Raw genomic sequence first — 20,810 nt, forward strand, 5'->3', positions numbered from 1 at the left:
CCTACGCCTGCGGGGCGCGTGCGTCGAGCTTCTCGAGCAGGAGCGCCTCGGAGAGCACGGCGTTGCGGAAGGTCTCCAGGTGCAGCGACTCGTTCGGGCTGTGCGCCTTCGCGTGCGGGTCCTCGACGCCGGTGACGAGGATCTGCGCGCCCGGGAACTCGCGCACGAGGTCGGCGATGAACGGGATGGATCCGCCCACCCCGATGTCGACGGACTCGACGCCGTACCCCTCGTGCAGGGCCGCGCGAGCGGCCTCCACGGCCCAGCCGGACGTGTCCACGAGGAACGCGTCGCCGTAGTCCTGGTCGGAGAACTCCAGCTGGGCGCCGAACGGCGCGTTCGCGCGCAGGTGCGCCTCGATGGCGGCATACGCGTCACGGGCGCTCTGGCCGGGCGCGATGCGCGCGCTGATGACCACCGAGATCTCGGGGCTGAGCGTGTTCGACGCGTTCACGACGCTCGGCGCGTCGATGCCGGTGACCGTGATCGACGGCTTGTTCCAGATACGGCTCAGGATCGTGCCGCGACCGATCGGCGAGACCCCCGCGGGGAGCCCGGCCTCGTCGCGCAGCGTCTCCTCGCTGTACGGCGGGGTCTCGGCATCCCGCTCGGTGAGGCCTGCCACGGCGACCGCGCCGTCCTCGTCCCACAGCGTCGACAGCAGCTTGACCGTCGCCATCATGGCGTCGGGCACCGCTCCCCCGAACATGCCGGAGTGCGACGCGTGCTCGAGGGTGCGCACACGCAGGGTGAAGCGGGTGTTGCCGCGCAGCGACACCGTCAGCGCCGGCGTCTTCGCGTCCCAGTTGCCGGAGTCGGCGACGACGATGACATCGGCGCGCAGCGCGTCGGCGTTGTCGGAGAGGAACTGCGCGAACGAGCGCGAGCCGGCCTCCTCCTCGCCCTCGAAGAAGAGCGCGACGCCGAGGTCGAAGTCGTCGCCGACGCCCTCCTTCAGCGCGCGCAGCGCGGCGACGTGCGCCATGATGCCCGCCTTGTCGTCGGCGGCGCCGCGACCGTACAGGCGGCCACCGCGGACGGTCGGCTCGAACGGCGCGGACTCCCACAGCGACTCGTCGCCGGTCGGCTGCACGTCGTGGTGCGCGTACAGCAGGATCGTGGGCCGGCCGTTGCGCGCGGCCCGCGTGGCCAGGACCGCGGGGTTGCCCTGCTCCCCCGTCTCAGGGATGACGGCGGTGCGGATGTCCACCGTCTCGAACAGGCCGGTCTCGCGCACGAGAGCGGCGACGGCCTCGGCGCTGCGCTGCACCTGCGCCGGGTCGAAGCCCGGGAATGCGACGGAGGGGATGCGCACGAGGGTGCCGAGATCAGCGAGGGCGGAAGGGATGCCGGAGGCCGCGGCGTCGCGCACAGCATCCTGTCGGGAGAGCTCAGAGGTCATGCGGGTAATCTTAAGTGCACCCCTTCTCCGCACTGCGAGGATCATCCGTGGCCAAGAACTCCGAATCCGTGTCGAACGACGTTCCCTCCGAGGGCACCGTCCTGAACGGCACGCCCGTCGGCAAGGGCCGTGCGACGCCGTCGCGGGCCGAGCAGGAGGCCGCCCGCAAGCGGCCACTCGTGCCCGACACCAAGGAGGCGAAGGCGCGCGCGAAGGCCGACCTCGCCACCCAGCGCGAGAAGGCCCGCATCGGCATGGCCAACGGCGACGCGCGCTACCTCCCCGCCCGCGACCAGGGCCCGCAGCGCAAGTTCGTGCGCGACTGGGTCGACGCGGGCTGGCACCTCGGCGAGGCCGTGATGCCCGCCATGGTGCTCGTGATCCTCGCGACCTTCATCCCGGTCCCCGGACTGCAGTACTACGCGTTCGTCGGCCTGTGGGTGTTCATCTTCATCGTCATCGGCGACATGGTGATCACCTCGATCACCGTCAAGCGCGCGGTCAAGAAGAAGTTCGGCGAGGGCAAGGTCGAGAAGGGCCTCGGCTGGTACGCCGCGATGCGCACCGTGCAGATGCGGTTCCTGCGCCTGCCCAAGCCGCAGGTCAAGCGAGGTCAGAAGCCCGCCTGACTCAGCGACGCTTCGTCAGCCCGCGGTTGATCTGGCGCGCCCAGAGCGGACCGCGGTAGAGGAAGGCCGTGTAGCCCTGCACCAGCGAGGCTCCGGCATCCATCCGCTCCTGCACATCCGCTGCGGTCTCTACGCCGCCGACCGAGATCACGCAGAACTCGGCGGGGACGGCCTCCCGCAGCAGACGAAGCACCTCGAGCGCGCGCACTTTCAGCGGCGCGCCGGAGAGCCCGCCGTCGCCCGCGGCCGCGATCGTCGCGGCGTCGGTGACCAGGCCCTCGCGTGAGATGGTCGTGTTCGTCGCGATGATCCCGGCGAGCCCTGCGTCGACCGCCAACTGGGCGATCGCGACGATCTCGTCGTCGGCGAGGTCGGGGGCGATCTTCACGAGCAGCGGGGTGGCTCCGGCGGCCTCGCGCACCGCGTCCAGCAGCGGGCGCAGCGTCTCGACCGCCTGAAGGCCTCTCAGGCCGGGGGTGTTCGGTGACGAGACGTTGACGACGAGGTAGTCCGCGAGGGGCGCGAGCAGGGTCGCGCTGCGGACATAGTCGGCGGTGGCGTCGGCGACCTCGACGACGCGGCTCTTGCCGATGTTCACGCCGAGCACCGCGCGACGGGAGCGGCGGCGAAGCCGGCGCAGGCGGGCCGCTGCGGCCTCGGCGCCGTGGTTGTTGAATCCCATGCGGTTCACGACGGCGCGGTCGGGGACGAGCCGGAACAGCCGCGGCCGCGGGTTGCCGTCCTGCGGGATCGCGGTGACCGTGCCCACCTCGACGTGGCCGAACCCGAGCGCGTGGAGACCCGATGCGCCCTTCACGTCCTTGTCGAAGCCCGCGGCGACCCCGAACGGCGACGCGAAGGTCAGTCCCAGGGCGGTCGTGGCGAGCTCGGGAGCGGGACGGGTGAGCGCTCGCGCCGCCCACGAGAAGGGCGGCACCCCCAGCACCCGGATCACCAGCATCGCGGCGTGGTGGGCGGACTCGGGATCCATGCGCGACAGCACAGTGCGGAAGAGGAGGGGATACATCCCTTCTAGGCTATCCGGTCGCCTCTGCGCGGCCGGACGTGCGTCGTCCGGCGCTTCACCGCATCCTGTCGGCGGCTAGTCGGCGGCGGACTCCGCAGGTGCCGCGGTCGCGCCGGCGTGCCCATGATCCGCCCGCAGCTGCTCGATCGCCGCCTCGAAGTCCTCGAGCGAGTCGAACGCCTGGTAGACGCTCGCGAACCGCAGGTAGGCGACCTCGTCGAGGTCGCGCAGCGGGCCGAGGATCGCCAGTCCGATCTCGTTCGCGTCGAGCTGCGACGCGCCGGTCTGACGGATGCTCTCCTCCACCGTCTGGGCGAGCACGGCCAGGTCGGCTTCGGTCACGGGGCGACCCTGGCACGCCTTGCGCACCCCTGACATGACCTTCTCGCGGCTGAACGGCTCGATCACGCCCGAGCGCTTGATGACGTTGAGGCTCGCCGTCTCGATGGTCGTGAAGCGACCGCCGCATTGCGGGCACTGACGACGGCGACGGATGCTGAGACCGTCGTCGCTGGTGCGTGAGTCGATGACGCGCGAGTCGGCGTGGCGGCAGAACGGGCAGTGCATGGCAGGGACAGCCTACGCCGGGATTCCGGTCTCAGTCCTGAAACCGCGCCGTGACGGCCTCGCCGTGCGCGGGCAGGGCCTCCGCCTCGGCGAGCGTCACGATGGCGTCGCGGACCGCTGCGAGAGCGGCACGGTCGTACTCGATGACCTGCTGCGGGCGCAGGAACGTCGCCGCGGACAGACCCGCCGAGTAGCGCGCCTGACCACCGGTCGGGAGCACGTGGTTGCTGCCGGCCAGGTAGTCGCCGAGGCTCACCGGGGAGTCGGGCCCGACGAAGACCGCCCCCGCGTGCACGAAGTCGTCCGGGCGAGGATCGACCAGGTGCAGCTCGAGGTGCTCGGGTGCGTAGGCGTTGCTGAACGCGGTCGCCGCGGCGAGGTCGTCCACGAGCACGACCGCGGACTGCGGCCCGGCCAGCGCGACGGCGACACGTTCGGCGTGCCGGGTCGCGGCCGCGCGCGGGGCCAGTGCGTCGTTGACCGCCTCCGCCAGCTGCTCCGAGGTGGTGACGAGCACTGCGGAGGCCTGCTCGTCGTGCTCGGCCTGGCTGATGAGGTCGGCGGCGACCAGGCGGGGGTCGGCCGAGTCGTCGGCCACGATGAGGATCTCGGTGGCGCCGGCTTCGGCATCCGTCCCCACCAGGCCCGCGACGGCGCGCTTCGCGGCGGCGACGAAGTTGTTGCCCGGACCGGTGACGACGTCGACAGGTGCCAGGTCGAGGGATTCCACGCCGTGCGCGAGCGCGCCGATCGCGCCGGCACCGCCCATCGCGTACACCTCGGTCACCCCGAGCAGCTTCGCGGCGCCGAGGATCACCGGGTGCACCCGCCCGTCGAATGCGCGCTGCGGGGGCGAGGCGAGGGCGATCTCGGACACTCCCGCGACCTGGGCGGGCACGACGTTCATGACCACGCTGGACGGGTACACCGCCTTGCCACCGGGGACGTAGAGGCCGACGCGCCGCACCGGCTGCCAGCGTTGGATCACACGCGCACCCGGACCGAGCTCGGTGACGGTCGGTGCGGGCACTTGAGCAGCGGATGCCTGGCGCACACGCGCGATCGCCTGCTCCAGCGCCGATCGCACCGCCGGGTCGAGTGACGCGAGCGCTTCGTCGAGGTGCTCCGCGGGAACACGGATGTCGTGCCCGGTGACGCCGTCGAACCGCTCGGCCTGCTCGCGTAGCGCGGTCTCGCCGCGCGTCGCCACGTCGTCGACGATGTGCGCGGCGGTCGCCAGGGCCTCCTCCCGCGCCGCGACGGCACGGGGAACGGTCGCGAGCAGGTCGGCGGGCGAGAGCGTGCGCCCGCGCAGATCGATCGTCCGGAGCATCCGTCTACGGTACCGCGCGGGCGTGGGAGGTCAGCCGCGCGTGACGCCGGAGACGTCGTGCAGGTAGCCGATGCGGCCGTCCTCGTGGCGCACCACGAACACCTCGCCGCGGTCCTCGATGACGAGGGCCCAGGCCGACGGACCGATGCGGAACACGGGGATGCCGATCTCGTCGACGATGTCGCGCTCTTCGGGCGCGAGCGCCCAGAAGGCCTGGTGAGGGCCGGCCGCCGATGCAGCGGCAGGCGCGGCCGCGTCGGCCGTGCGCTCCGGCTCGCGTGCCTCCTCGGCGGCCTGGTCCCCCGCCGAGTCCGTCGACTCGTCGGTCCGCGATTCGGCCGCGGTGGGCTCCGTGTCTACAGCCTCGGCCTCGGTCTCCGTCTCCGCCGCATCGAGCACGACGGTCTCGTCGGCGCTGTACGGCGTGATCACCGTGGTCTCGGTGGCGTCTGGAGTGCCCGGCGTCGCGTCGACGGCGTCGGCCGGGGCCGCGGCATCCGTTCCCTCGGAGACAGGCATGGGCGGCCGCGGCGAGACCGGGCGCACGGGACGCGCGGCGCGGTGAGCGGGCACCTCGGGTCGCCCGCGGAAGTCCTGCGCGAACGGACCGATGAAGGGCGCGAAGACGGTGAGCACCACGCCTGCGAGCATGAGGAAGAACTCGACCCAGACGACCCACGTGGCGAGGAAGAAGCCCTGATCGGCCAGCGTGATGAAGGAGTGCCACAGCATTCCCAGCCACAGCACGGTCGAGACCGAGAACGCGACGGACGCGAACTGGTCGATCGCCAGCGAGCCCACACGGCGGATGCCCTGCGGCGACAGCCGTCGCAGCACGACGAGGAAGACGGCCACCGTCGGAACGGCCACGGTCAGGACCCAGTCGATTCCACTGCCCCACACGGACGGCCCTTGGCCGATCGCGCCGATGATCGGGAAGAACGACACCACGAACGCGACGAGCCACGTGCCCGCGAGCGCGACCTCACGGATCGAGAACGGCCCGACGCCGTACTGCGGCTGCTCCTCGTCCACGGTCGCCGCCTCGTCGATGTCCACGTCCTGCTTCTCGTCCGTCACGTTCGTTCCTTCCGGCGGGCTCCCGAGGCCCGCGTCGACCCGATATTACCTACGGCGAATGAGATGCCGATGAGACGGCACGTCACCGCGCGGGGGTTCATCATCCGAGGCACTGGGGCCCGAGCAGCCCCTTGAGCTCGCCGTACAGATCAGGGGTGATCCGTACCGTGTGCGGCACCTCGAACACCTTCGCGACGGTGCCGCTGTGCAGCTTCAAAGACACCTCGGTGTCGCCCGAGTGGCGGTTCAGCGTCTGCAGCAGCTCACCGATGAGGGCCTCGCTCGCCCGGCGTTCCGGCATGATCAGCACCAGCGTGCTCGAATCGTCCACGTTCCCGAGGTCGGGGGTGAACGCCGACTGCGCGTGCAGGTTCATGCCGTCGTCCCGCCGCGAGACCCGCCCTCGCACCACGAGGATCGAGTCCGCCTGCAGCATGTGCTGGAACTCGGTGTAGGTCTTGCCCATGAACATGACAGTGATCTCGCCGTCGAAGTCCTCGACGGTGATCATGCCGTAGGGGTTCCCGCTCTGCTTCGCGACGCGGTGCTGCACGCTCGTGACGAGGCCGGCGATCGTCACCTGGTCGCCGTCGCCGATGTCTTCGGAGGCGAGCAGATCGTGGATGCTCGTCGACGCGTGCTTGGCGAGCGGGATCTCGAGGCCTGCCAGCGGGTGGTCGGACACGTACAGGCCGAGCATCTCGCGTTCGAAGGCGAGCTTGTCCTTCTTGGTCCACTCCGGACGCTCGGGCACCTTCGCGGCCTGCTGCGGCTCGTCGTCGCCCCACAGGGCGTCGAAATCGAACCCGACCTCGCCGTTGGCCTCGCGACGCTTGTCGAGCACCGCCGCCTCGGTCGCGTCCTCGTGGATCTCCATGAGCGCGCGCCGTGTCGACCCCATCGAGTCGAACGCACCCGCCTTGATGAGGGATTCCACGGTCCGCTTGTTGGCCACGTGCGCCGGAACCTTCGAGAGGAAGTCGTGGAAGCTCGTGTACGTCGCATCCGAGCGAGCGGCGACGATCCCGTCGACGACGTTCCCGCCGACGTTGCGCACAGCGCCCAGGCCGAAGCGGATGTCCTCCCCGACGGCCGCGAAGTACCGGATCGACTGCCCGACGTCGGGCGGCAACACCTTGATGCCCATGCGACGGCACTCGTTCAGATAGACCGCCATCTTGTCCTTGGAGTCGCCGACGCTGGTGAGCAGCGCCGCCATGTACTCGGCGGGATAGTGCGCCTTGAGATACGCGGTCCAGTACGACACGAGTCCGTATGCGGCGGAGTGCGCTTTGTTGAAGGCGTAGTCCGAGAAGGGCAGGAGGATGTCCCACAGGGCCTGGATCGCTGCTTCGCCGAAACCGCGCTCCTTCATGCCGCCGGAGAAGCCCTCGTACTGCTTGTCCAGCTCGGACTTCTTCTTCTTGCCCATGGCGCGGCGGAGGATGTCGGCCTGTCCGAGCGAGAACCCGGCGACCTTCTGCGCGATGGCCATGACCTGCTCCTGATAGATGATCAGGCCGTAGGTGGTGTCGAGGATGTCGCGCAGCGGATCTTCGAGCTCAGGGTGGATCGGCGTGATGTCCTGCAGGCCGTTCTTGCGCAGGGCGTAGTTCGTGTGCGAGTTGGCGCCCATCGGCCCGGGTCGGTACAGCGCGATGACGGCCGAGATGTCTTCGAAGTTGTCGGGCTTCATGAGCCGCAGGAGCGACCGCATCGGGCCGCCGTCCAGCTGGAAGACGCCCAGCGTGTCGCCGCGGGTGAGCAGGTCGTAGGCGGGCCGGTCGTCGAGCGTCAGGTGCTCGAGGTCGAGCTCCTCCCCGCGGTTGAGGCGGATGTTGTCGAGCGCGTCGGAGATGATCGTGAGGTTGCGCAGCCCCAGGAAGTCCATCTTGATGAGGCCGAGGGTCTCGCACGACGGGTAGTCGAACTGCGTGACGATCTGGCCGTCCTGCTCGCGGCGCATGATCGGGATGATGTCGAGCAGCGGCTCGGACGACATGATGACGCCGGCGGCGTGCACGCCCCATTGGCGCTTGAGGCCCTCGAGCCCGAGCGCACGGTCGAACACCGTCTTGGCCTCGGGGTCGGTCTCGATGAGCGTGCGGAACTCGACAGCCTCCTTGTAGCGGGGATGCTGCGGGTCGAACATGCCGTCCAGCGGCATGTCCTTGCCCATGACGGGCGGGGGCATCGCCTTGGTCAGGCGCTCCCCCATGCTGAACGGGAACCCGAGCACGCGGCCGGCGTCCTTGAGAGCCTGCTTCGACTTGATGGTGCCGTACGTGACGATCTGCGCGACGCGCTCGGAGCCGTACTTCTCGGTGACGTAGTCGATCACCTCGCCGCGGCGCCGGTCGTCGAAGTCGACGTCGAAGTCGGGCATCGAGACGCGGTCGGGGTTGAGGAAGCGCTCGAAGATCAGCCCGTGCTCGAGCGGGTCGAGGTCGGTGATCTTCATGGCGTAGGCCACCATCGAGCCGGCACCCGAACCACGGCCGGGACCGACGCGGATGCCGTGGTCCTTCGCCCAGTTGATGAAGTCGGCGACCACGAGGAAGTACCCGGGGAATCCCATCTGCAGGATGATCCCGGTCTCGTACTCGGCCTGCTTGCGGACCGTGTCGGGGATCCCGCCGGGGTACCGGTAGTGCAGGCCGCGCTCGACCTCCTTGATGAGCCAGCTGTCCTCGGTCTCGCCGTCGGGGACGGGGAAGCGCGGCATGTAGTTCGCCGACGTGTTGAACTCGACCTTGCAGCGCTCGGCGATCAGGAGCGTGTTGTCGCACGCCTCGGGGTGGTCGCGGAACAGCTGCCGCATCTCCTGCGCGGTCTTGATGTAGTACCCGTCGCCGTCGAACTTGAAGCGGTTCGGGTCGTCGAGCGTCGATCCCGACTGCACGCACAGCAGCGCCGCATGCGCGTCGGCCTCGTGCTGGTGCGTGTAGTGCGAGTCGTTGGTGGCGACCAGCGGGATGTCGAGATCCTTCGCGAGCCGCAGCAGATCGGTCATGATCCGCCGCTCGATCGAGAGCCCGTGGTCCATGATCTCGGCGAAGTAGTTCTCCTTGCCGAAGATGTCCTGGAACTCGGCGGCCGCTGCGCGCGCCGCGTCGTACTGACCGAGCCGCAGGCGTGTCTGCACCTCGCCGGACGGGCACCCGGTCGTCGCGATCAGGCCCTTGCCGTAGGTCTGCAGGAGCTCGCGGTCCATGCGCGGCTTGAAGTAGTAACCCTCCATGCTCGACCGCGAGCTCAACCGGAACAGGTTGTGCATGCCCCCGGTGGTCTCGCTCCACAGCGTCATGTGGGTGTAGGCGCCGGAGCCCGAGACGTCATCGCTCTTCTGCTCGGGCGTGCCCCACGCCACGCGCGACTTGTCGCTGCGGTGGGTACCCGGGGTGACGTACGCCTCGAGCCCGATGATCGGGTTCACACCTGCGGCCTGCGCCGCGCGATAGAACTCGAACGCGGCGAACGTGTTGCCGTGGTCGGTGACGGCGATGGCCGGCATCCCGTACTCGGCGGCCGCCTGCGTCATCGCGCCGATCTTGGCCGCCCCGTCGAGCATCGAGTACTCGCTGTGCACGTGCAGATGAACGAAGGAGTCGGATGCCACGCCTCGAGTCTACGGAGGGTCGCCGACGTCGCGGCGGGCCCCGCCGGGTGTCGGCGGGACCGGCCGCCGAGGTGGGTTCACCCTCGAGTGGAGGGTGAAGCTCGGGAAATACCGGATGCCGCGCAGGCGGTTCACGGAGTCTCAGAAGTCCTCGTCGAGCGCGTACTGCTGCTGCCACGAGTGGGGTCGCGGGATGCCCAGGCCGTAGAGGTACCGGATCAGCTGGCCGTGGTGCTGCGTCTCGTGCTCCAGCAGCGCGAGGACGTAACGAAGCGAGTCGTCGTCGCCCGGGTCGAGCCCGGCCACCCATTCGTCGACATCGGCGGCGGTCTGCACGAGCGCGGCGCGCACGGCTGCGGCATCCGTCGTCTGCTCCGCCGTGACGGGACTCGTGAACCCCTGCCACTCCCCCGCCTTCGCCGCGCGCGGGTAGCTTTCGCGCGCGCCGAGCACGCACCACAGCTGATGGCCGATCGTGTCGGAAGGAAGATCGACCAGGTGCGAGGCGAGCTGCTCCGCGGTGACGGTATCGACGAAGTCGAGGTAGAGCGTGTTGGCGCGCTCGAGGCGGCGGCGCAGGAGGTGGTTCACGCGTCCACGCTAGAGGTCGCGCCGCATCAGCACGCGAGGAAACCCCGAGAGCACCGACTCGGTGTCGGCGGCCTTGGCGAAGCCCGCCTGCTCGAACAGCCGCCGCGTGCCGACGTACGCCATCGTGAGGTCGACGCGTGCATCGCCGTTGTCGACGGGGTATCCCTCGATCGCGGGCGCGCCGCCGTCGCGGGCGAACTGGACGGCGCCGTCGATCAGCGCGTGCATCACGCCCTTCTTGCGGTGTCCGGGGCGGACGCGGAAGCACCACAGCGACCAGACATCGAGGTCGTCGACGTGCGGGATCTTGCGGAAGGTCGCGAAATGCGTGCGCGTGCGCGGCGCGACAGCCGCCCACCCGACCGGCACATCACCGTCGTACGCGAGCACGCCGATCGGTCCCTCCTCGTCGATCAGCCTGCGCACGCGCTCACCGCGCTCGGGGCCGCGCAGGGCGAGATTCTCCTTGGAGGGAATGCGATAGCTCAGACAGAAGCACACGTTCGAGTCGGGGTTCTTCGGCCCGACCACCGCCGCGACGTCGTCGAACACCGTCGCGGGACGCACCTCGATCGTCATGGACACATCGTGGCGCAGGGCTCCGACATCCGCTCTTCCCTTCCGCAGATCCCCGCACGCGCGTCGAGAGCGGCCGCCGCCGGGCCGTGCGTAGGGTGAGAGGATGCCGACCCCCGACTTCGTCCTCGACCTCCGCCGCAAGATCGGCACGCTCCCGCTGCCGCTCGTCGGCACGACCGCCGTCGTATTCCGCGGCGACCGCGTGCTGCTCGGACGCCGCAGCGACAACGGCGCCCTCACGCCCATCACCGGGATCGTGGATCCGGGCGAGGAGCCCGCCGACGCGGCCGTGCGCGAAACGCTCGAGGAGGCCGGCGTGGTGTGCCGCGTGGATCGGCTCGCGTGGGTGCACCAGCTGCCGCGGGTCGTCTATCCGCACGGCGACCAGGTCGACTACCTCGACGTGGTCTTCCGCTGCACGTGGGTGTCGGGCGACCCGATCCCCGTCGACGGCGAGATGACCGAGGTCGGCTGGTACGACGTCGATGCGCTGCCCGACCTCGAGCTGCCCGACATGTACCGCCGCATCGCATACGCGCGCGCCGAGGGCCCGGCGCAGTTCGAGGGCGGCCGCTGACGCGACCGGTCAATCGCCGCGCAGCACCTCGAGGGCGTGCGCGAGGTCTGCCGGATAGTCCGACGTGAACGTGACCCAGTCCCCCGTCGTCGGGTGCGCGAACGACAGCTCGTGGGCGTGCAGCCATTGGCGCGTGAGCCCCAGACGGGCCGAGAGGGTCGGGTCGGCGCCGTAGAGCGGATCGCCGACGCACGGATGCCGATGCGCGGCCATGTGGACGCGGATCTGGTGGGTGCGACCGGTCTCGAGGTGGATCTCGAGCAGCGACGCACCCGGGAACGCCTCGAGCGTCTCGTAGTGGGTCACCGAGTCCTTGCCGTCCGGTGTCACCGCGAACTTCCACGAGTGCGACGGATGCCGCCCGACCGGCGCGTCGATGGTGCCGACGAGGGGGTCGGGATGCCCCTGGACCACGGCGTGGTAGATCTTCTCGACCTCACGCTCCTTGAACGCGCGCTTGAGCGCGACGTACGCGCGCTCGGTCTTGGCGACCACCATGAGCCCGCTCGTGCCGACGTCGAGGCGATGGACGACGCCCTGACGCTCGGCCGCACCGGTCGTCGCGATGCGGTACCCGCCCGCCGCGAGGGCTCCCAGCACCGTGGGCCCCTCCCAGCCGAGCGACGGATGCGCCGCGACGCCCGAGGGCTTGTCGACCACGACGATGTCGTCGTCGTCGTAGACGATGCCCAGGTCGGGCACCTCCACCGGGACGACGCGAGGCTCCTCCTTCGGCGCCCACGACACGTCCAGCCACGCGCCGCCGCGCAGCTTGTCGGACTTCGCGAGCGTGCGCCCGTCCATCGTCACGCCGCCGGCTTCGGCGACATCGGCCGCGAAGGTGCGCGAGAAGCCGAGCATCTTCGCGAGGGCCGCATCGACCCGAGCGCCGTCGAGCCCGTCGGGTACGGGAAGGCTGCGCGATTCCACGTCAGAGTTCGGCGCCGGATCCCGGTCGCCCGGGCTCGCGTCCGGCATCCCGGTCCGCTTCGTACTTCTCGGCCTCCGCCTCGGCTTCGGCCGCTACCTCGCGCTGTTCGCTGTCGCTGAGCGGCGGAAGACCTCGCTCGTCGGCGGGGATGCCGGCATCCGGGTCCGCGACGGGGAACTCGTCGCCGAATCCCTCCACCGCACCGCCCGGCGCGAACTGGTCGCCCTCGGCACCCAGGATGGTCTCTTCGTTCTCAGCGCGGTCGCCGTCTCGCGTACCGTCCATGTGCAACCCCACGAGCACCAGTATGGCGACAGCGATCATGTCGCACACGATGAAGATGTCGGCGATGTTGTAGATCGCGGGCGACATGCCCGGGAAGAACCACATCCACGGCGTGTTGATGAAGTCGACGACGTGACCGACCCCGAACCCGGGATCGCGCAGCAGGCGGTCGGTGAGGTTGCCGAGGACGCCGCCGAGGAGGAGACCCAGGACAACGGCCCAGACCCGTGAGCGGACGCGGCGCGCGGCGAGCCAGCCGATGACCACGGCCACCGCGGCCAGCGCGATCGTGAAGATCCAGGTGACCTCCTCGCCGAGCGAGAAGGCGGCGCCGGGGTTGCGCGTCAGGTAGAAGCTCAGGAAGTCGCCGAGGACCGGGACGTTCTCCTGATAGGGCAGGTTCTGAAGCGCGAAGTACTTCGCCAACTGGTCGGCGGCCAGCACCAGCACCGCGAGTCCCGCGATGGTGGCGCCGGCCGCCGCCTGACGAAGGGGAGGTCGGCCCGACAAGGGCTAGAGGCCCAGCGCCGAGACCGGCTGTGCGCCGGACGTCGTCGCCGTGGTCTCGAGGTCGCGCAGCTTGCCCTCGATGTAGCTGCGCAGCTGAGCGCGGTAGTCGCGCTCGAAGTTGCGCAGCTCCGAGATGCGGCTCTCGAGGCCCGAGCGCTCGCGGTCGAGCTTGGCGAGCTCCTCGCGGCCACGCGTCTCGGCGTCGGAGACGATCGAGGCTGCCTGTGCCTTGGCGTCGGCGATGAGCTGGTCGCGCTGGGCGATGCCCTCGGCGACGTGCTCGTCGTGCAGACGCTGCGCGAGCTCGATGATGCCGGCGCTGGCCGCGGGTGCGGCACCACCGACGGGAGCGGCCTCGACGGCCGGGGCCGGGGTGGGCTCGGCAGCGCGCGCCGGGGCGGCACCCGACTCGTACGCCGCCAGCTTGGCCTTCAGCTCCTCGTTCTCAGCGAGAGCCTTGCGCCACTCGACGACGATCTCGTCGAGGAAGTCGTCCACCTCATCCGGGTCGAAACCCTCCTTGAAGCGGACGTGCTGGAACTGCTTGGTGACGACGTCATCGGGGGACAAAGCCATGGTGATTCCTCTTTCGAGCGTCTGGGTGGGCCGGTCTTGCGATCGGAGCCAGGGGGCCGATGTCGGTGTGGCCGCCGGTGTGGAGGCCGTTCGTATCAGCAAAGCATAGTCACCGGTTCTGGGAGAGTCGAAGGACGACAGACCGGATCACGGAAACCGCTCAGCCTGCGATCGTGCGCGTGATGCTGAGGAGGATGAAGCACAGCAGCATCGTCAGCGCGAATCCGAAGTCGATCGCGATCGCCCCGACGCGCAGCGGCGGGATGAAGCGCCGGAACAGCTTGATCGGCGGATCGGTGACGGTGTAGATGATCTCGGCGGCGACCAGCCCGGCGCCACGAGGGCGCCACTCACGGTTGAAGAACGGGATCCAATCGAGGATCAGTCGCGTGAGCAACACGAAGACATAGAGCAGCAGCGCCAGGTTGAGGATCGCTGCGATGAGTTGGACGACTGCCACGTAGCCAGATTACGGCTGCGCGAACGGAACCGAGTCCGGGTCCGCCTGCGCGACCGCCCCGTCACCCGACACGGCGACGTTCTCGGGCGACAGCAGGAAGACCTTGCTGGTGACCCGCTCGATGCGCCCGTAGAGGCCGAGCGACAGACCGCTGGCGAAGTCGATCAGGCGGCGCGCGTCGGCGTCGCTCATCTGCGAGAGGTTGATGATGACGGGGATGCCGTCACGGAAGTTCTCGGCGATGACCTGGGCGTCGCGGTACTGCTTCGGGTGCACCGTGAGGATCTCGTTGATCGCGGGCGGTGCCGGCTGGCGGACGACGGTGGGCCGGTGGATCGGCGTCACCGGGGCAGCCGGCTTGTCGACGACCTGCTCGGACTTGCGGGCACGCGGCTGGGGCGCCGGCTCCTCGTAGACCTCTTCCTCGTCAGCGAGTCCGAGGTACACCATCGTCTTCTTGAGCGGGTTCGACATCTGATCCTCCGTAGTGCTCATCTGTTCCGAGGCTAACCGCGTTGTGGTCTGGGTCCGGTGATTGCCGAACCGATGCGAAGGTGTGTCGCGCCGGCGGCGATCGCCTCGACGAAGTCCGCGGTCATGCCCGCCGAGATCCATTCCGCATCGGGTACGACCGCCCGCACGTCGTCGGACAGCCCCCTCAGCCGCGCGAACGCCGGGGCCGGCGGTTCGTCGAGCGGCGCGACCGCCATGACGCCACGCACCCGCAGCGAGGGCAGTGCGGCGGTGTGGGCGGCGAGGACCTCCAGGTCGCCGGCCGCGACGCCGCCGCGGCCCGGGTCATCGGTGAGGTTGACCTGCAGCAGCACGTCGAGGACCGGTTCGCCCGGTTCGGCGGCGGCGTGCAGCGCGTCGGCGAGGCGGGTGCGGTCGAGCGAGTGGACCACGGATGCCGCCGCCCGGATAGCCCGCGCCTTGTTGGTCTGCGCCTGCCCGATGAAGTGCCAGCGCAGGCCGTCGAGATCACCGACCTCGACGGCCTTGCGGCTGAACTCCTGCTGCCGGTTCTCCCCCACGTCGCGCACGCCGAGCGCGTACAGCTGCTCGACGAGCGAGGCGGGATGGAACTTGGTGACGACGATGCGGGTCAGCTCGGCGGGATCGCGGCCCGCCACGTGCGCGGCATCCGCGATCCGCTCGTCGATCGCCGCGAGACGTGAGGCCAGGTCTCCCATCGGTTCCGAAGCTCGCCGGGCGGCTTACTTGAGGAAGTCGGGGATGTCGAGGTCGTCGTCGCCGAAGGCGGCGTCGTACGACGACTCGGCGACGGCACCGACGGTGACCGGGATCGCGGGCTGCTCGACGGTGTCGCGATCCTTAGCAGCCTCGTCGGCAGGCGTCACGGGCAGCGCCGGCGTCGAGACCACGCGGCTCGCCGACATCGGCTCGATGCGCGCCTGCGGCTCGCCGCCGTCGAAGCCGGCCGCGATGACCGTGACGCGCACCTCGTCGCCGAGGGTGTCGTCGATGACCGTTCCGAAGATGATGTTCGCCTCGGGGTGCGCAGCCTCCTTGACGAGCTGGGCGGCGTCGTTGATCTCGAAGATGCCGAGGTTCGACCCGCCCTGGATCGACAGCAGCACGCCGTGCGCGCCCTCGATCGAGGCTTCCAGCAGCGGCGATTCGACGGCGAGCTCGGCGGCCTTGATGGCACGGTCCGCGCCCCTCGCCGAGCCGATGCCCATGAGGGCGGAACCGGCGCCCTGCATGACCGACTTGACGTCCGCGAAGTCGAGGTTGATGAGACCGGGCGTCGTGATGAGGTCGGTGATGCCCTGGACACCGGCGAGGAGCACCTGGTCGGCCGTGGCGAACGCCTCGATCATCGAGATGCCGCGATCGCTGATCTCGAGGAGTCGGTCGTTGGGCACGACGATGAGGGTGTCGACCTCTTCCTTCAGGCGTGCGACGCCGGACTCCGCCTGCTGCTGACGGCGACGGCCCTCGAACGAGAAGGGCTTCGTCACGACACCGATCGTGAGTGCTCCTATCGACTTCGCGATCTTCGCGACGACAGGAGCGCCACCGGTGCCGGTGCCGCCGCCTTCGCCCGCGGTGACGAAGACCATGTCGGCACCGCGCAGCGCCTCCTCGATCTCCTCCGCGTGGTCTTCGGCGGCACGACGGCCCACCTCGGGATCGGCGCCTGCACCGAGCCCACGCGTGAGCTCGCGGCCCACGTCCAGCTTGACGTCGGCGTCGCTCATGAGCAGCGCCTGGGCGTCGGTGTTGATGGCGATGAACTCGACGCCTCGCAGGCCGAGCTCGATCATGCGGTTGACCGCGTTCACGCCGCCGCCGCCGACGCCGACCACCTTGATGACGGCGAGGTAGTTCTGGTTCTGGCTCATGCCGGCCTCCGTAGCCCTGGACCTTCTAAACCTTCAACCTCTAGTAGAGGTATAAAGAATTGCCCGGTATGCAATTCCTTGTCACGAAAGTAGATGGATGCCGCGCCGTCGCCTGGAATGGGACGGCGTGTCGCCGCATCCGGGCCCGGATCCGGCCTGCGAGGTCAGCGGACGACGATCGCGTGCGGCGAAGAGACGTCGTACGTGGCGACGTCGGCAGGCGGACGGGCAGCCATCGCCTTCTGCAGCACGACGGCCTTGATGGCAGATTCCTCGGCACTCCCCCACACCACCTGGGTGTTGGTGCCGCCCAGCGTCAGGGTCACGTCGTCGGGAGTGGATGCCGACACCTCGGTGACCTGCAGCCGGATCTCGTCCGGAAGCGCGCGCATCACGCGCCCCGCCGAGGCGAACGCATCAGACTTCACGCCGCCGGTGATCGTGAGCAGCGGCGTCCCGGGGCTGGGCGTGGCCGACGTCGACAGCGCGACGCCCGCCGCGTCGACGAGGGTGTACCCGGCGCGCGTCTGGATCAGTCCCACCGGCGTGCGCTCGACGATCCGCACGACCAGCTCGTGCGGCGGGCGCGCCTCGAGCGCGTAGGTCTCGATGAGCGGGAACGCGATCAACGCGGCCTTGACGGCACTTTCGTCCACCAGCGGCAGCGGCTTGCCGACCTGGCCGGAGAGGGCCGCGGAGATGTCGGCGGCCGCGAGCTGCTCGGCTCCGACGACCGAGATCTTCTCGACGGCGAAGAGCGGACTGTAGGCGGCTCCGACGGTCGCCAGCGCCAGGACGACGACGGATGCCGCGGCCCCGAGCCACAGCGCTCGGCGACGCCGCTGACGGACGGTGAACCGTCGGATCTCGGCGCGCAGCGCCCTGCGGCGGGCCCGCGCCGCCTTCCAGACCTCACGGAAGCCGACATCACCGTCCGACGCTTCATCGTCCGCCGGGGCGTCCTTCGCGGCCGCAGCCGCGGGCCGGCCGGGAAGCGGCGTCGGCCCGGCGAGCGGGATGACCGGTGCGGTGGGGTTCTCGTCGGAGTCCCCGGCGTCCGCCGGGCCGGCGGCATCCGCCATCGCCCGTCCTCGCACCGGCGCGACGTTCTCGTCCACCGACACGACGTGTTCCGGCTCGGACGGCGCCGACGCGTTCGCGCCCTTGTCGCCGCGCGGTGCGGCGGGAGACTGCGGCAGCGGCGAGGGGCGGCGCATACGGCCTTACTCCCCCGAGCCCGCTCGGCCCAGCGCCTCGAGCACCTGCGGGATGATGAGGTACACGTTGCCGCAGCCCAGCGTGATGACGTAGTCGCCGTCGCGCGCGACCGACGCGGTGTAGTCGGCGGCCTCCTGCCAGTCCGGCACGAAATGCACGTGCGACGGGTCGGCGAACGCCCCGCTCACGAGTTCGCCGGTGACTCCGGGCACCGGGTCTTCGCGGGCGCCGTAGACGTCGAGCATGACGGTGTGGTCGGCGTACTGTTCGAGCACCTCGGCGAACTCGCGGTACATCTCCTGCGTGCGCGAGTACGTGTGCGGCTGCTGGATGGCGATGATGCGTCCGTCGCCGACCACCGTCCGCGCCGCGGCGAGGGCCGCGGCGACCTCGGTCGGGTGGTGGGCGTAGTCGTCGAAGACGCTCACCCCGCGCTCGACGCCGTGCAGCTCGAAGCGGCGGACCGTGCCCGCGAAGCCTTCGACCGCGCGCACCGCCGGCTCGAGGCCGTGGCCGAGCGTGAGCAGCACCGCGACCGCGCCGGCGGCGTTGATCGCGTTGTGAGCCCCCGGGATCGGCAGCTGCGCGTCGACGGTCGTTCCGTCGTAGCTGATGCGGAACGAGACCGGCCCTTCGGTGACGATGTCGCTCACCCGCACCGTCGCGTCCGCCGCCTCGCCGAAGCTGACGACATGCGGGTGGGTGAGCTCCGCGGCCACGCGCCGCGCGCCCGCGTCGTCGGAGGAGATGACGACGGCTTCGCGCGCCTCGTTCGCGAACCGGGCGAACGCCGCGTAGAACGCGTCGCGGGTACCCCAGTGGTCGAGGTGGTCCGGGTCGACGTTGGTGATGAGCGCGATCGACGTGTCGTACAGCAGGAACGTGCCGTCCGACTCGTCGGCCTCGATGACGAAGATGTCGTCGCTGCCGCTGCCGCTCGAGACGCCGAGCTGGGCGATGACGCCGCCGTTGACGAACGTCGGGTCCACGCCGAGATCACGCAGCGCGGTCACGATCATGCCCGTCGAGGTGGTCTTGCCGTGCGCGCCGGCGACCGACACCAGACGACGCCCGCCGATGAGCCAGTACAGCGCCTGCGAGCGGTGGATGACGTGGAGACCGCGCTCCTTCGCCAGCACGAACTCCGGATTCTCGGGCCAGATCGCCCCGGTGTGCACGACGGTGTCGACGTCGTCGGCGAGGTTCGCGGCATCGTGGCCGACGTGCACCGTCGCCCCCAGTTCGGCGAGCTCGCGCAGCGCTTTGCTGTCGGCGCGATCGGAGCCCGACACGCGGATGCCGCGCTCCAGGTACATGCGGGCGAGCCCCGACATGCCGGATCCGCCGATTCCGATGAAATGGGCGGCGGTGATGTCGGCGGGAATGGGAAGGCTGAGATCGGGTCTGATCATGACCCGTCAATCCTAAGTTGACGGGCGGATGCCGCGGCCCCGGCGCGCCCGGCACGTCCACGGAGTCGGCACGCTATGTGTTGACACATTGGTACAAAGGAGTACACGATCATCGTGTGACAACCGATCCTGGGTCGACGAGAGCCGTCTCCTCCATCGTCATCGATCCCTCTTCCGCGGTCCCGCCGTTCGAGCAGCTGCGCGCGGGTCTCGTGGATGCCGTCTCGTCGGGCGAGCTCGCCGCCGGGGAACGCCTCCCGACCGTGCGCAAGCTCGCGGAAGACCTCGGCATCGCCCCGGGAACCGTGGCCCGCGCGTATCGCGAGCTGGAGGCATCCGGGATCATCGAGACGCACGGCCGCAACGGCACGTTCGTCGCGTTCGACGCCGATCCCGCGCGTCAGCAGCTGCAGCGCGCCGCTGCCGCGTTCGCGGCGCAGGTGCGTGACCTGCGGCTCGATTCCGACGAGGCCCTGGCCCTCGTCGCGGCGGCGCTGCGCGCATCCGGCCCTGCGACCGCCTGACCCGACACGTCAGCCGCGAAGCGCGTCGTCGATCATCGCGACCACGTTCTCGGTTCCGGTGCGCATGCCGACGGATGCCGCGGCCTCCACCATCGCCGCACGCCGCGCGCCGTCGGCGAGCAGCGGCACGACGTCCGACCGCACCCGCTCACCGGTGAAGTCGGCATCCGGGATCAGCACGGCGGCACCCGCACGCACGGCGGACGACGCGTTCAGCGCCTGCTCCCCGTTGCCCACCGCGTACGGAACGTAGACGGCCGGGATGCCGAGCGCGCTGATCTCGCTGACCGTGGCCGCGCCGGCGCGCGAGACGATGACGTCCGCCAGCGCGAACGCGAGGTCCATGCGGTCGATGTAGCGGAGCATGGCATAGCCCGCGGCGCCCGGGTCAGGCAGCTCGGAGCGCTCCCCGGTCGCGTGCAGAAGCTGCCAGCCGGCGGCGAGCACGTCGCGCCATGCGGCATCCTGTCCCTCGCCGAAGGCTTCGTTCAGGCGCTTCGCGCCCAGCGACCCGCCGAAGACGAGCAGCACGGGGCGCGATGCGTCGAGTCCGAAGTGCTCGGCCGCCTCGGCGCGGAGTGCGGCACGGTCGAGCGTGACGATCTCGTGGCGCAGCGGCATCCCGACGACGCGCGAGCGCTTCAGCGGCGTGCCCTCGAATGCGACGCCGACGCCCGCCGCACGGCGGGCGCCCAGCACGTTCGCGAGGCCCGGGCGGGCGTTCGCCTCGTGGACCACGAAGGGGACGCGCTCACGACGCGCCGCGACGTAGGCGGGAGCCGAGGCGTAGCCGCCGAAACCGACGACGACATCCACGCCGCGCTCGCGCATGTGCGTGCGCACCTGGTTGATCGCACGCGGGAACCGCGCCGGGAACGCCGCGGCGGCGCCGTTCGGGCGCCTCGGGAACGGCACCTTGTCGACGAACAGCAGCTCGTATCCCCGCTCGGGCACCAGGCGCGCCTCGAGCCCTTCGCGCGTGCCCAGCACGAGCACTTCGGCCTCGGGATCACGGGCACGCAGGGCATCGGCTACGGCGAGCAGCGGGTTGACGTGGCCGGCAGTGCCACCGCCGGCGAGGAGGTACGTCGTCACTCCCCGAGCCTACCCGTCGCCCGTGG

20 protein-coding genes and 1 pseudogene are annotated in these 20,810 nt (G+C 70.2%); 3 read left to right on the plus strand and 18 right to left on the minus strand.

The window, feature by feature from the left end:
* Window position 1: 1 nt before the first annotated feature.
* Entirely contained in the window at window positions 2–1,402 is a 1,401-nt protein-coding gene (locus AC1DDU_RS18120) for a M20/M25/M40 family metallo-hydrolase (RefSeq protein WP_477436549.1), read from the minus strand.
* 47 nt (window positions 1,403–1,449) lie between these two features.
* On the opposite strand from AC1DDU_RS18120, the gene AC1DDU_RS18125 reads away from it, so the two are divergent.
* The gene (locus tag AC1DDU_RS18125; protein WP_477436551.1) at window positions 1,450–2,031 is read left to right on the plus strand and encodes a DUF3043 domain-containing protein; all 582 of its coding nucleotides are present in this window, start codon (window positions 1,450–1,452) and stop codon (window positions 2,029–2,031) included.
* Window position 2,032: 1 nt separating this feature from the next.
* Here the strand turns inward: AC1DDU_RS18125 and AC1DDU_RS18130 are convergent, their stop codons facing one another.
* The 7 genes from AC1DDU_RS18130 to AC1DDU_RS18160 form a co-directional block, all read right to left on the minus strand.
* Window positions 2,033–3,058, minus strand: a complete 1,026-nt coding sequence (locus tag AC1DDU_RS18130) for a quinone-dependent dihydroorotate dehydrogenase (RefSeq protein WP_477436553.1) — start codon at window positions 3,056–3,058, stop codon at window positions 2,033–2,035.
* A gap of 75 nt (window positions 3,059–3,133) precedes the next feature.
* A complete protein-coding gene (gene nrdR / locus AC1DDU_RS18135; RefSeq protein ID WP_477436555.1) occupies window positions 3,134–3,625 on the minus strand; it encodes a transcriptional regulator NrdR in 492 nt (163 codons plus the stop codon).
* 31 nt (window positions 3,626–3,656) lie between these two features.
* Window positions 3,657–4,958, minus strand: coding sequence for a histidinol dehydrogenase (gene hisD, locus AC1DDU_RS18140; RefSeq protein ID WP_477436557.1), 1,302 nt, complete (start codon window positions 4,956–4,958; stop codon window positions 3,657–3,659).
* 30 nt (window positions 4,959–4,988) lie between these two features.
* Window positions 4,989–6,038, minus strand: coding sequence for a hypothetical protein (locus AC1DDU_RS18145; protein ID WP_477436558.1), 1,050 nt, complete (start codon window positions 6,036–6,038; stop codon window positions 4,989–4,991).
* Between the two features lie 100 nt (window positions 6,039–6,138).
* Entirely contained in the window at window positions 6,139–9,609 is a 3,471-nt protein-coding gene (dnaE, locus tag AC1DDU_RS18150) for a DNA polymerase III subunit alpha (RefSeq protein WP_477436888.1), read from the minus strand.
* A gap of 189 nt (window positions 9,610–9,798) precedes the next feature.
* Window positions 9,799–10,248 (minus strand): DinB family protein, encoded by a 450-nt coding sequence (locus AC1DDU_RS18155; RefSeq protein WP_477436560.1) that lies wholly within the window; start codon window positions 10,246–10,248, stop codon window positions 9,799–9,801.
* Window positions 10,249–10,257: 9 nt separating this feature from the next.
* Window positions 10,258–10,827, minus strand: coding sequence for a GNAT family N-acetyltransferase (locus AC1DDU_RS18160; RefSeq protein WP_477436562.1), 570 nt, complete (start codon window positions 10,825–10,827; stop codon window positions 10,258–10,260).
* Window positions 10,828–10,930: 103 nt separating this feature from the next.
* Here AC1DDU_RS18160 and AC1DDU_RS18165 point away from each other — a divergent pair, with 103 nt between their 5' ends.
* Complete coding sequence (locus AC1DDU_RS18165) at window positions 10,931–11,404, plus strand: NUDIX hydrolase (protein WP_477436564.1); 474 nt, start codon at window positions 10,931–10,933, stop codon at window positions 11,402–11,404.
* Window positions 11,405–11,413: 9 nt separating this feature from the next.
* Here AC1DDU_RS18165 and AC1DDU_RS18170 read toward each other — a convergent pair whose 3' ends face one another.
* The 9 genes and pseudogenes from AC1DDU_RS18170 to murC form a co-directional block, all read right to left on the minus strand.
* Window positions 11,414–12,334 (minus strand): RluA family pseudouridine synthase, encoded by a 921-nt coding sequence (locus tag AC1DDU_RS18170; RefSeq protein ID WP_477436566.1) that lies wholly within the window; start codon window positions 12,332–12,334, stop codon window positions 11,414–11,416.
* A 223-nt stretch (window positions 12,335–12,557) separates the two neighbouring features.
* Window positions 12,558–13,130: pseudogene (lspA, locus tag AC1DDU_RS18175) on the minus strand (signal peptidase II); the annotation flags it as partial.
* 3 nt (window positions 13,131–13,133) lie between these two features.
* On the minus strand, window positions 13,134–13,706 hold the full coding sequence (locus tag AC1DDU_RS18180) for a DivIVA domain-containing protein (RefSeq protein ID WP_477436568.1): 573 nt from the start codon (window positions 13,704–13,706) through the stop codon (window positions 13,134–13,136).
* A 160-nt stretch (window positions 13,707–13,866) separates the two neighbouring features.
* Complete coding sequence (locus tag AC1DDU_RS18185; RefSeq protein WP_477436570.1) at window positions 13,867–14,166, minus strand: YggT family protein; 300 nt, start codon at window positions 14,164–14,166, stop codon at window positions 13,867–13,869.
* Between the two features lie 9 nt (window positions 14,167–14,175).
* The gene (locus AC1DDU_RS18190; RefSeq protein WP_477436889.1) at window positions 14,176–14,640 is read right to left on the minus strand and encodes a cell division protein SepF; all 465 of its coding nucleotides are present in this window, start codon (window positions 14,638–14,640) and stop codon (window positions 14,176–14,178) included.
* A gap of 32 nt (window positions 14,641–14,672) precedes the next feature.
* Window positions 14,673–15,359, minus strand: a complete 687-nt coding sequence (locus AC1DDU_RS18195) for a YggS family pyridoxal phosphate-dependent enzyme (RefSeq protein WP_477436572.1) — start codon at window positions 15,357–15,359, stop codon at window positions 14,673–14,675.
* A gap of 24 nt (window positions 15,360–15,383) precedes the next feature.
* Window positions 15,384–16,535, minus strand: coding sequence for a cell division protein FtsZ (ftsZ, locus tag AC1DDU_RS18200; RefSeq protein ID WP_477436574.1), 1,152 nt, complete (start codon window positions 16,533–16,535; stop codon window positions 15,384–15,386).
* Between the two features lie 164 nt (window positions 16,536–16,699).
* The gene (locus tag AC1DDU_RS18205) at window positions 16,700–17,752 is read right to left on the minus strand and encodes a cell division protein FtsQ/DivIB (RefSeq protein ID WP_477436576.1); all 1,053 of its coding nucleotides are present in this window, start codon (window positions 17,750–17,752) and stop codon (window positions 16,700–16,702) included.
* A 6-nt stretch (window positions 17,753–17,758) separates the two neighbouring features.
* Window positions 17,759–19,165: a UDP-N-acetylmuramate--L-alanine ligase gene (gene murC, locus AC1DDU_RS18210; protein ID WP_477436578.1), complete on the minus strand. Its 1,407-nt coding sequence runs from the start codon at window positions 19,163–19,165 to the stop codon at window positions 17,759–17,761.
* Window positions 19,166–19,281: 116 nt separating this feature from the next.
* On the opposite strand from murC, the gene AC1DDU_RS18215 reads away from it, so the two are divergent.
* A complete protein-coding gene (locus tag AC1DDU_RS18215; protein WP_477436580.1) occupies window positions 19,282–19,689 on the plus strand; it encodes a GntR family transcriptional regulator in 408 nt (135 codons plus the stop codon).
* Window positions 19,690–19,698: 9 nt separating this feature from the next.
* On the opposite strand, the gene AC1DDU_RS18220 is transcribed toward AC1DDU_RS18215, so the two are convergent.
* On the minus strand, window positions 19,699–20,784 hold the full coding sequence (locus tag AC1DDU_RS18220; RefSeq protein WP_477436582.1) for a UDP-N-acetylglucosamine--N-acetylmuramyl-(pentapeptide) pyrophosphoryl-undecaprenol N-acetylglucosamine transferase: 1,086 nt from the start codon (window positions 20,782–20,784) through the stop codon (window positions 19,699–19,701).
* Window positions 20,785–20,810 lie beyond the last annotated feature (26 nt).

This window comes from Microbacterium sp. 05T445 (genome assembly GCF_056395865.1).

What these genes read in the sequence shown, in the direction of transcription:
- AC1DDU_RS18120 (WP_477436549.1), bottom strand. Translation starts at nt 1,402, where the DNA reads ATGACCTCTGAGCTCTCCCGACAGGATGCTGTGCGCGACGCCGCGGCC.
- AC1DDU_RS18130 (WP_477436553.1), bottom strand. Translation starts at nt 3,058, where the DNA reads ATGTATCCCCTCCTCTTCCGCACTGTGCTGTCGCGCATGGATCCCGAG.
- nrdR (WP_477436555.1), bottom strand. Translation starts at nt 3,625, where the DNA reads ATGCACTGCCCGTTCTGCCGCCACGCCGACTCGCGCGTCATCGACTCA.
- hisD (WP_477436557.1), bottom strand. Translation starts at nt 4,958, where the DNA reads ATGCTCCGGACGATCGATCTGCGCGGGCGCACGCTCTCGCCCGCCGAC.
- dnaE (WP_477436888.1), bottom strand. Translation starts at nt 9,609, where the DNA reads ATGCTCGACGGGGCGGCCAAGATCGGCGCGATGACGCAGGCGGCCGCC.
- AC1DDU_RS18160 (WP_477436562.1), bottom strand. Translation starts at nt 10,827, where the DNA reads ATGACGATCGAGGTGCGTCCCGCGACGGTGTTCGACGACGTCGCGGCG.
- AC1DDU_RS18165 (WP_477436564.1), top strand. Translation starts at nt 10,931, where the DNA reads ATGCCGACCCCCGACTTCGTCCTCGACCTCCGCCGCAAGATCGGCACG.
- AC1DDU_RS18180 (WP_477436568.1), bottom strand. Translation starts at nt 13,706, where the DNA reads ATGGCTTTGTCCCCCGATGACGTCGTCACCAAGCAGTTCCAGCACGTC.
- AC1DDU_RS18190 (WP_477436889.1), bottom strand. Translation starts at nt 14,640, where the DNA reads ATGTCGAACCCGCTCAAGAAGACGATGGTGTACCTCGGACTCGCTGAC.
- AC1DDU_RS18195 (WP_477436572.1), bottom strand. Translation starts at nt 15,359, where the DNA reads ATGGGAGACCTGGCCTCACGTCTCGCGGCGATCGACGAGCGGATCGCG.
- ftsZ (WP_477436574.1), bottom strand. Translation starts at nt 16,535, where the DNA reads ATGAGCCAGAACCAGAACTACCTCGCCGTCATCAAGGTGGTCGGCGTC.
- AC1DDU_RS18205 (WP_477436576.1), bottom strand. Translation starts at nt 17,752, where the DNA reads ATGCGCCGCCCCTCGCCGCTGCCGCAGTCTCCCGCCGCACCGCGCGGC.
- murC (WP_477436578.1), bottom strand. Translation starts at nt 19,165, where the DNA reads ATGATCAGACCCGATCTCAGCCTTCCCATTCCCGCCGACATCACCGCC.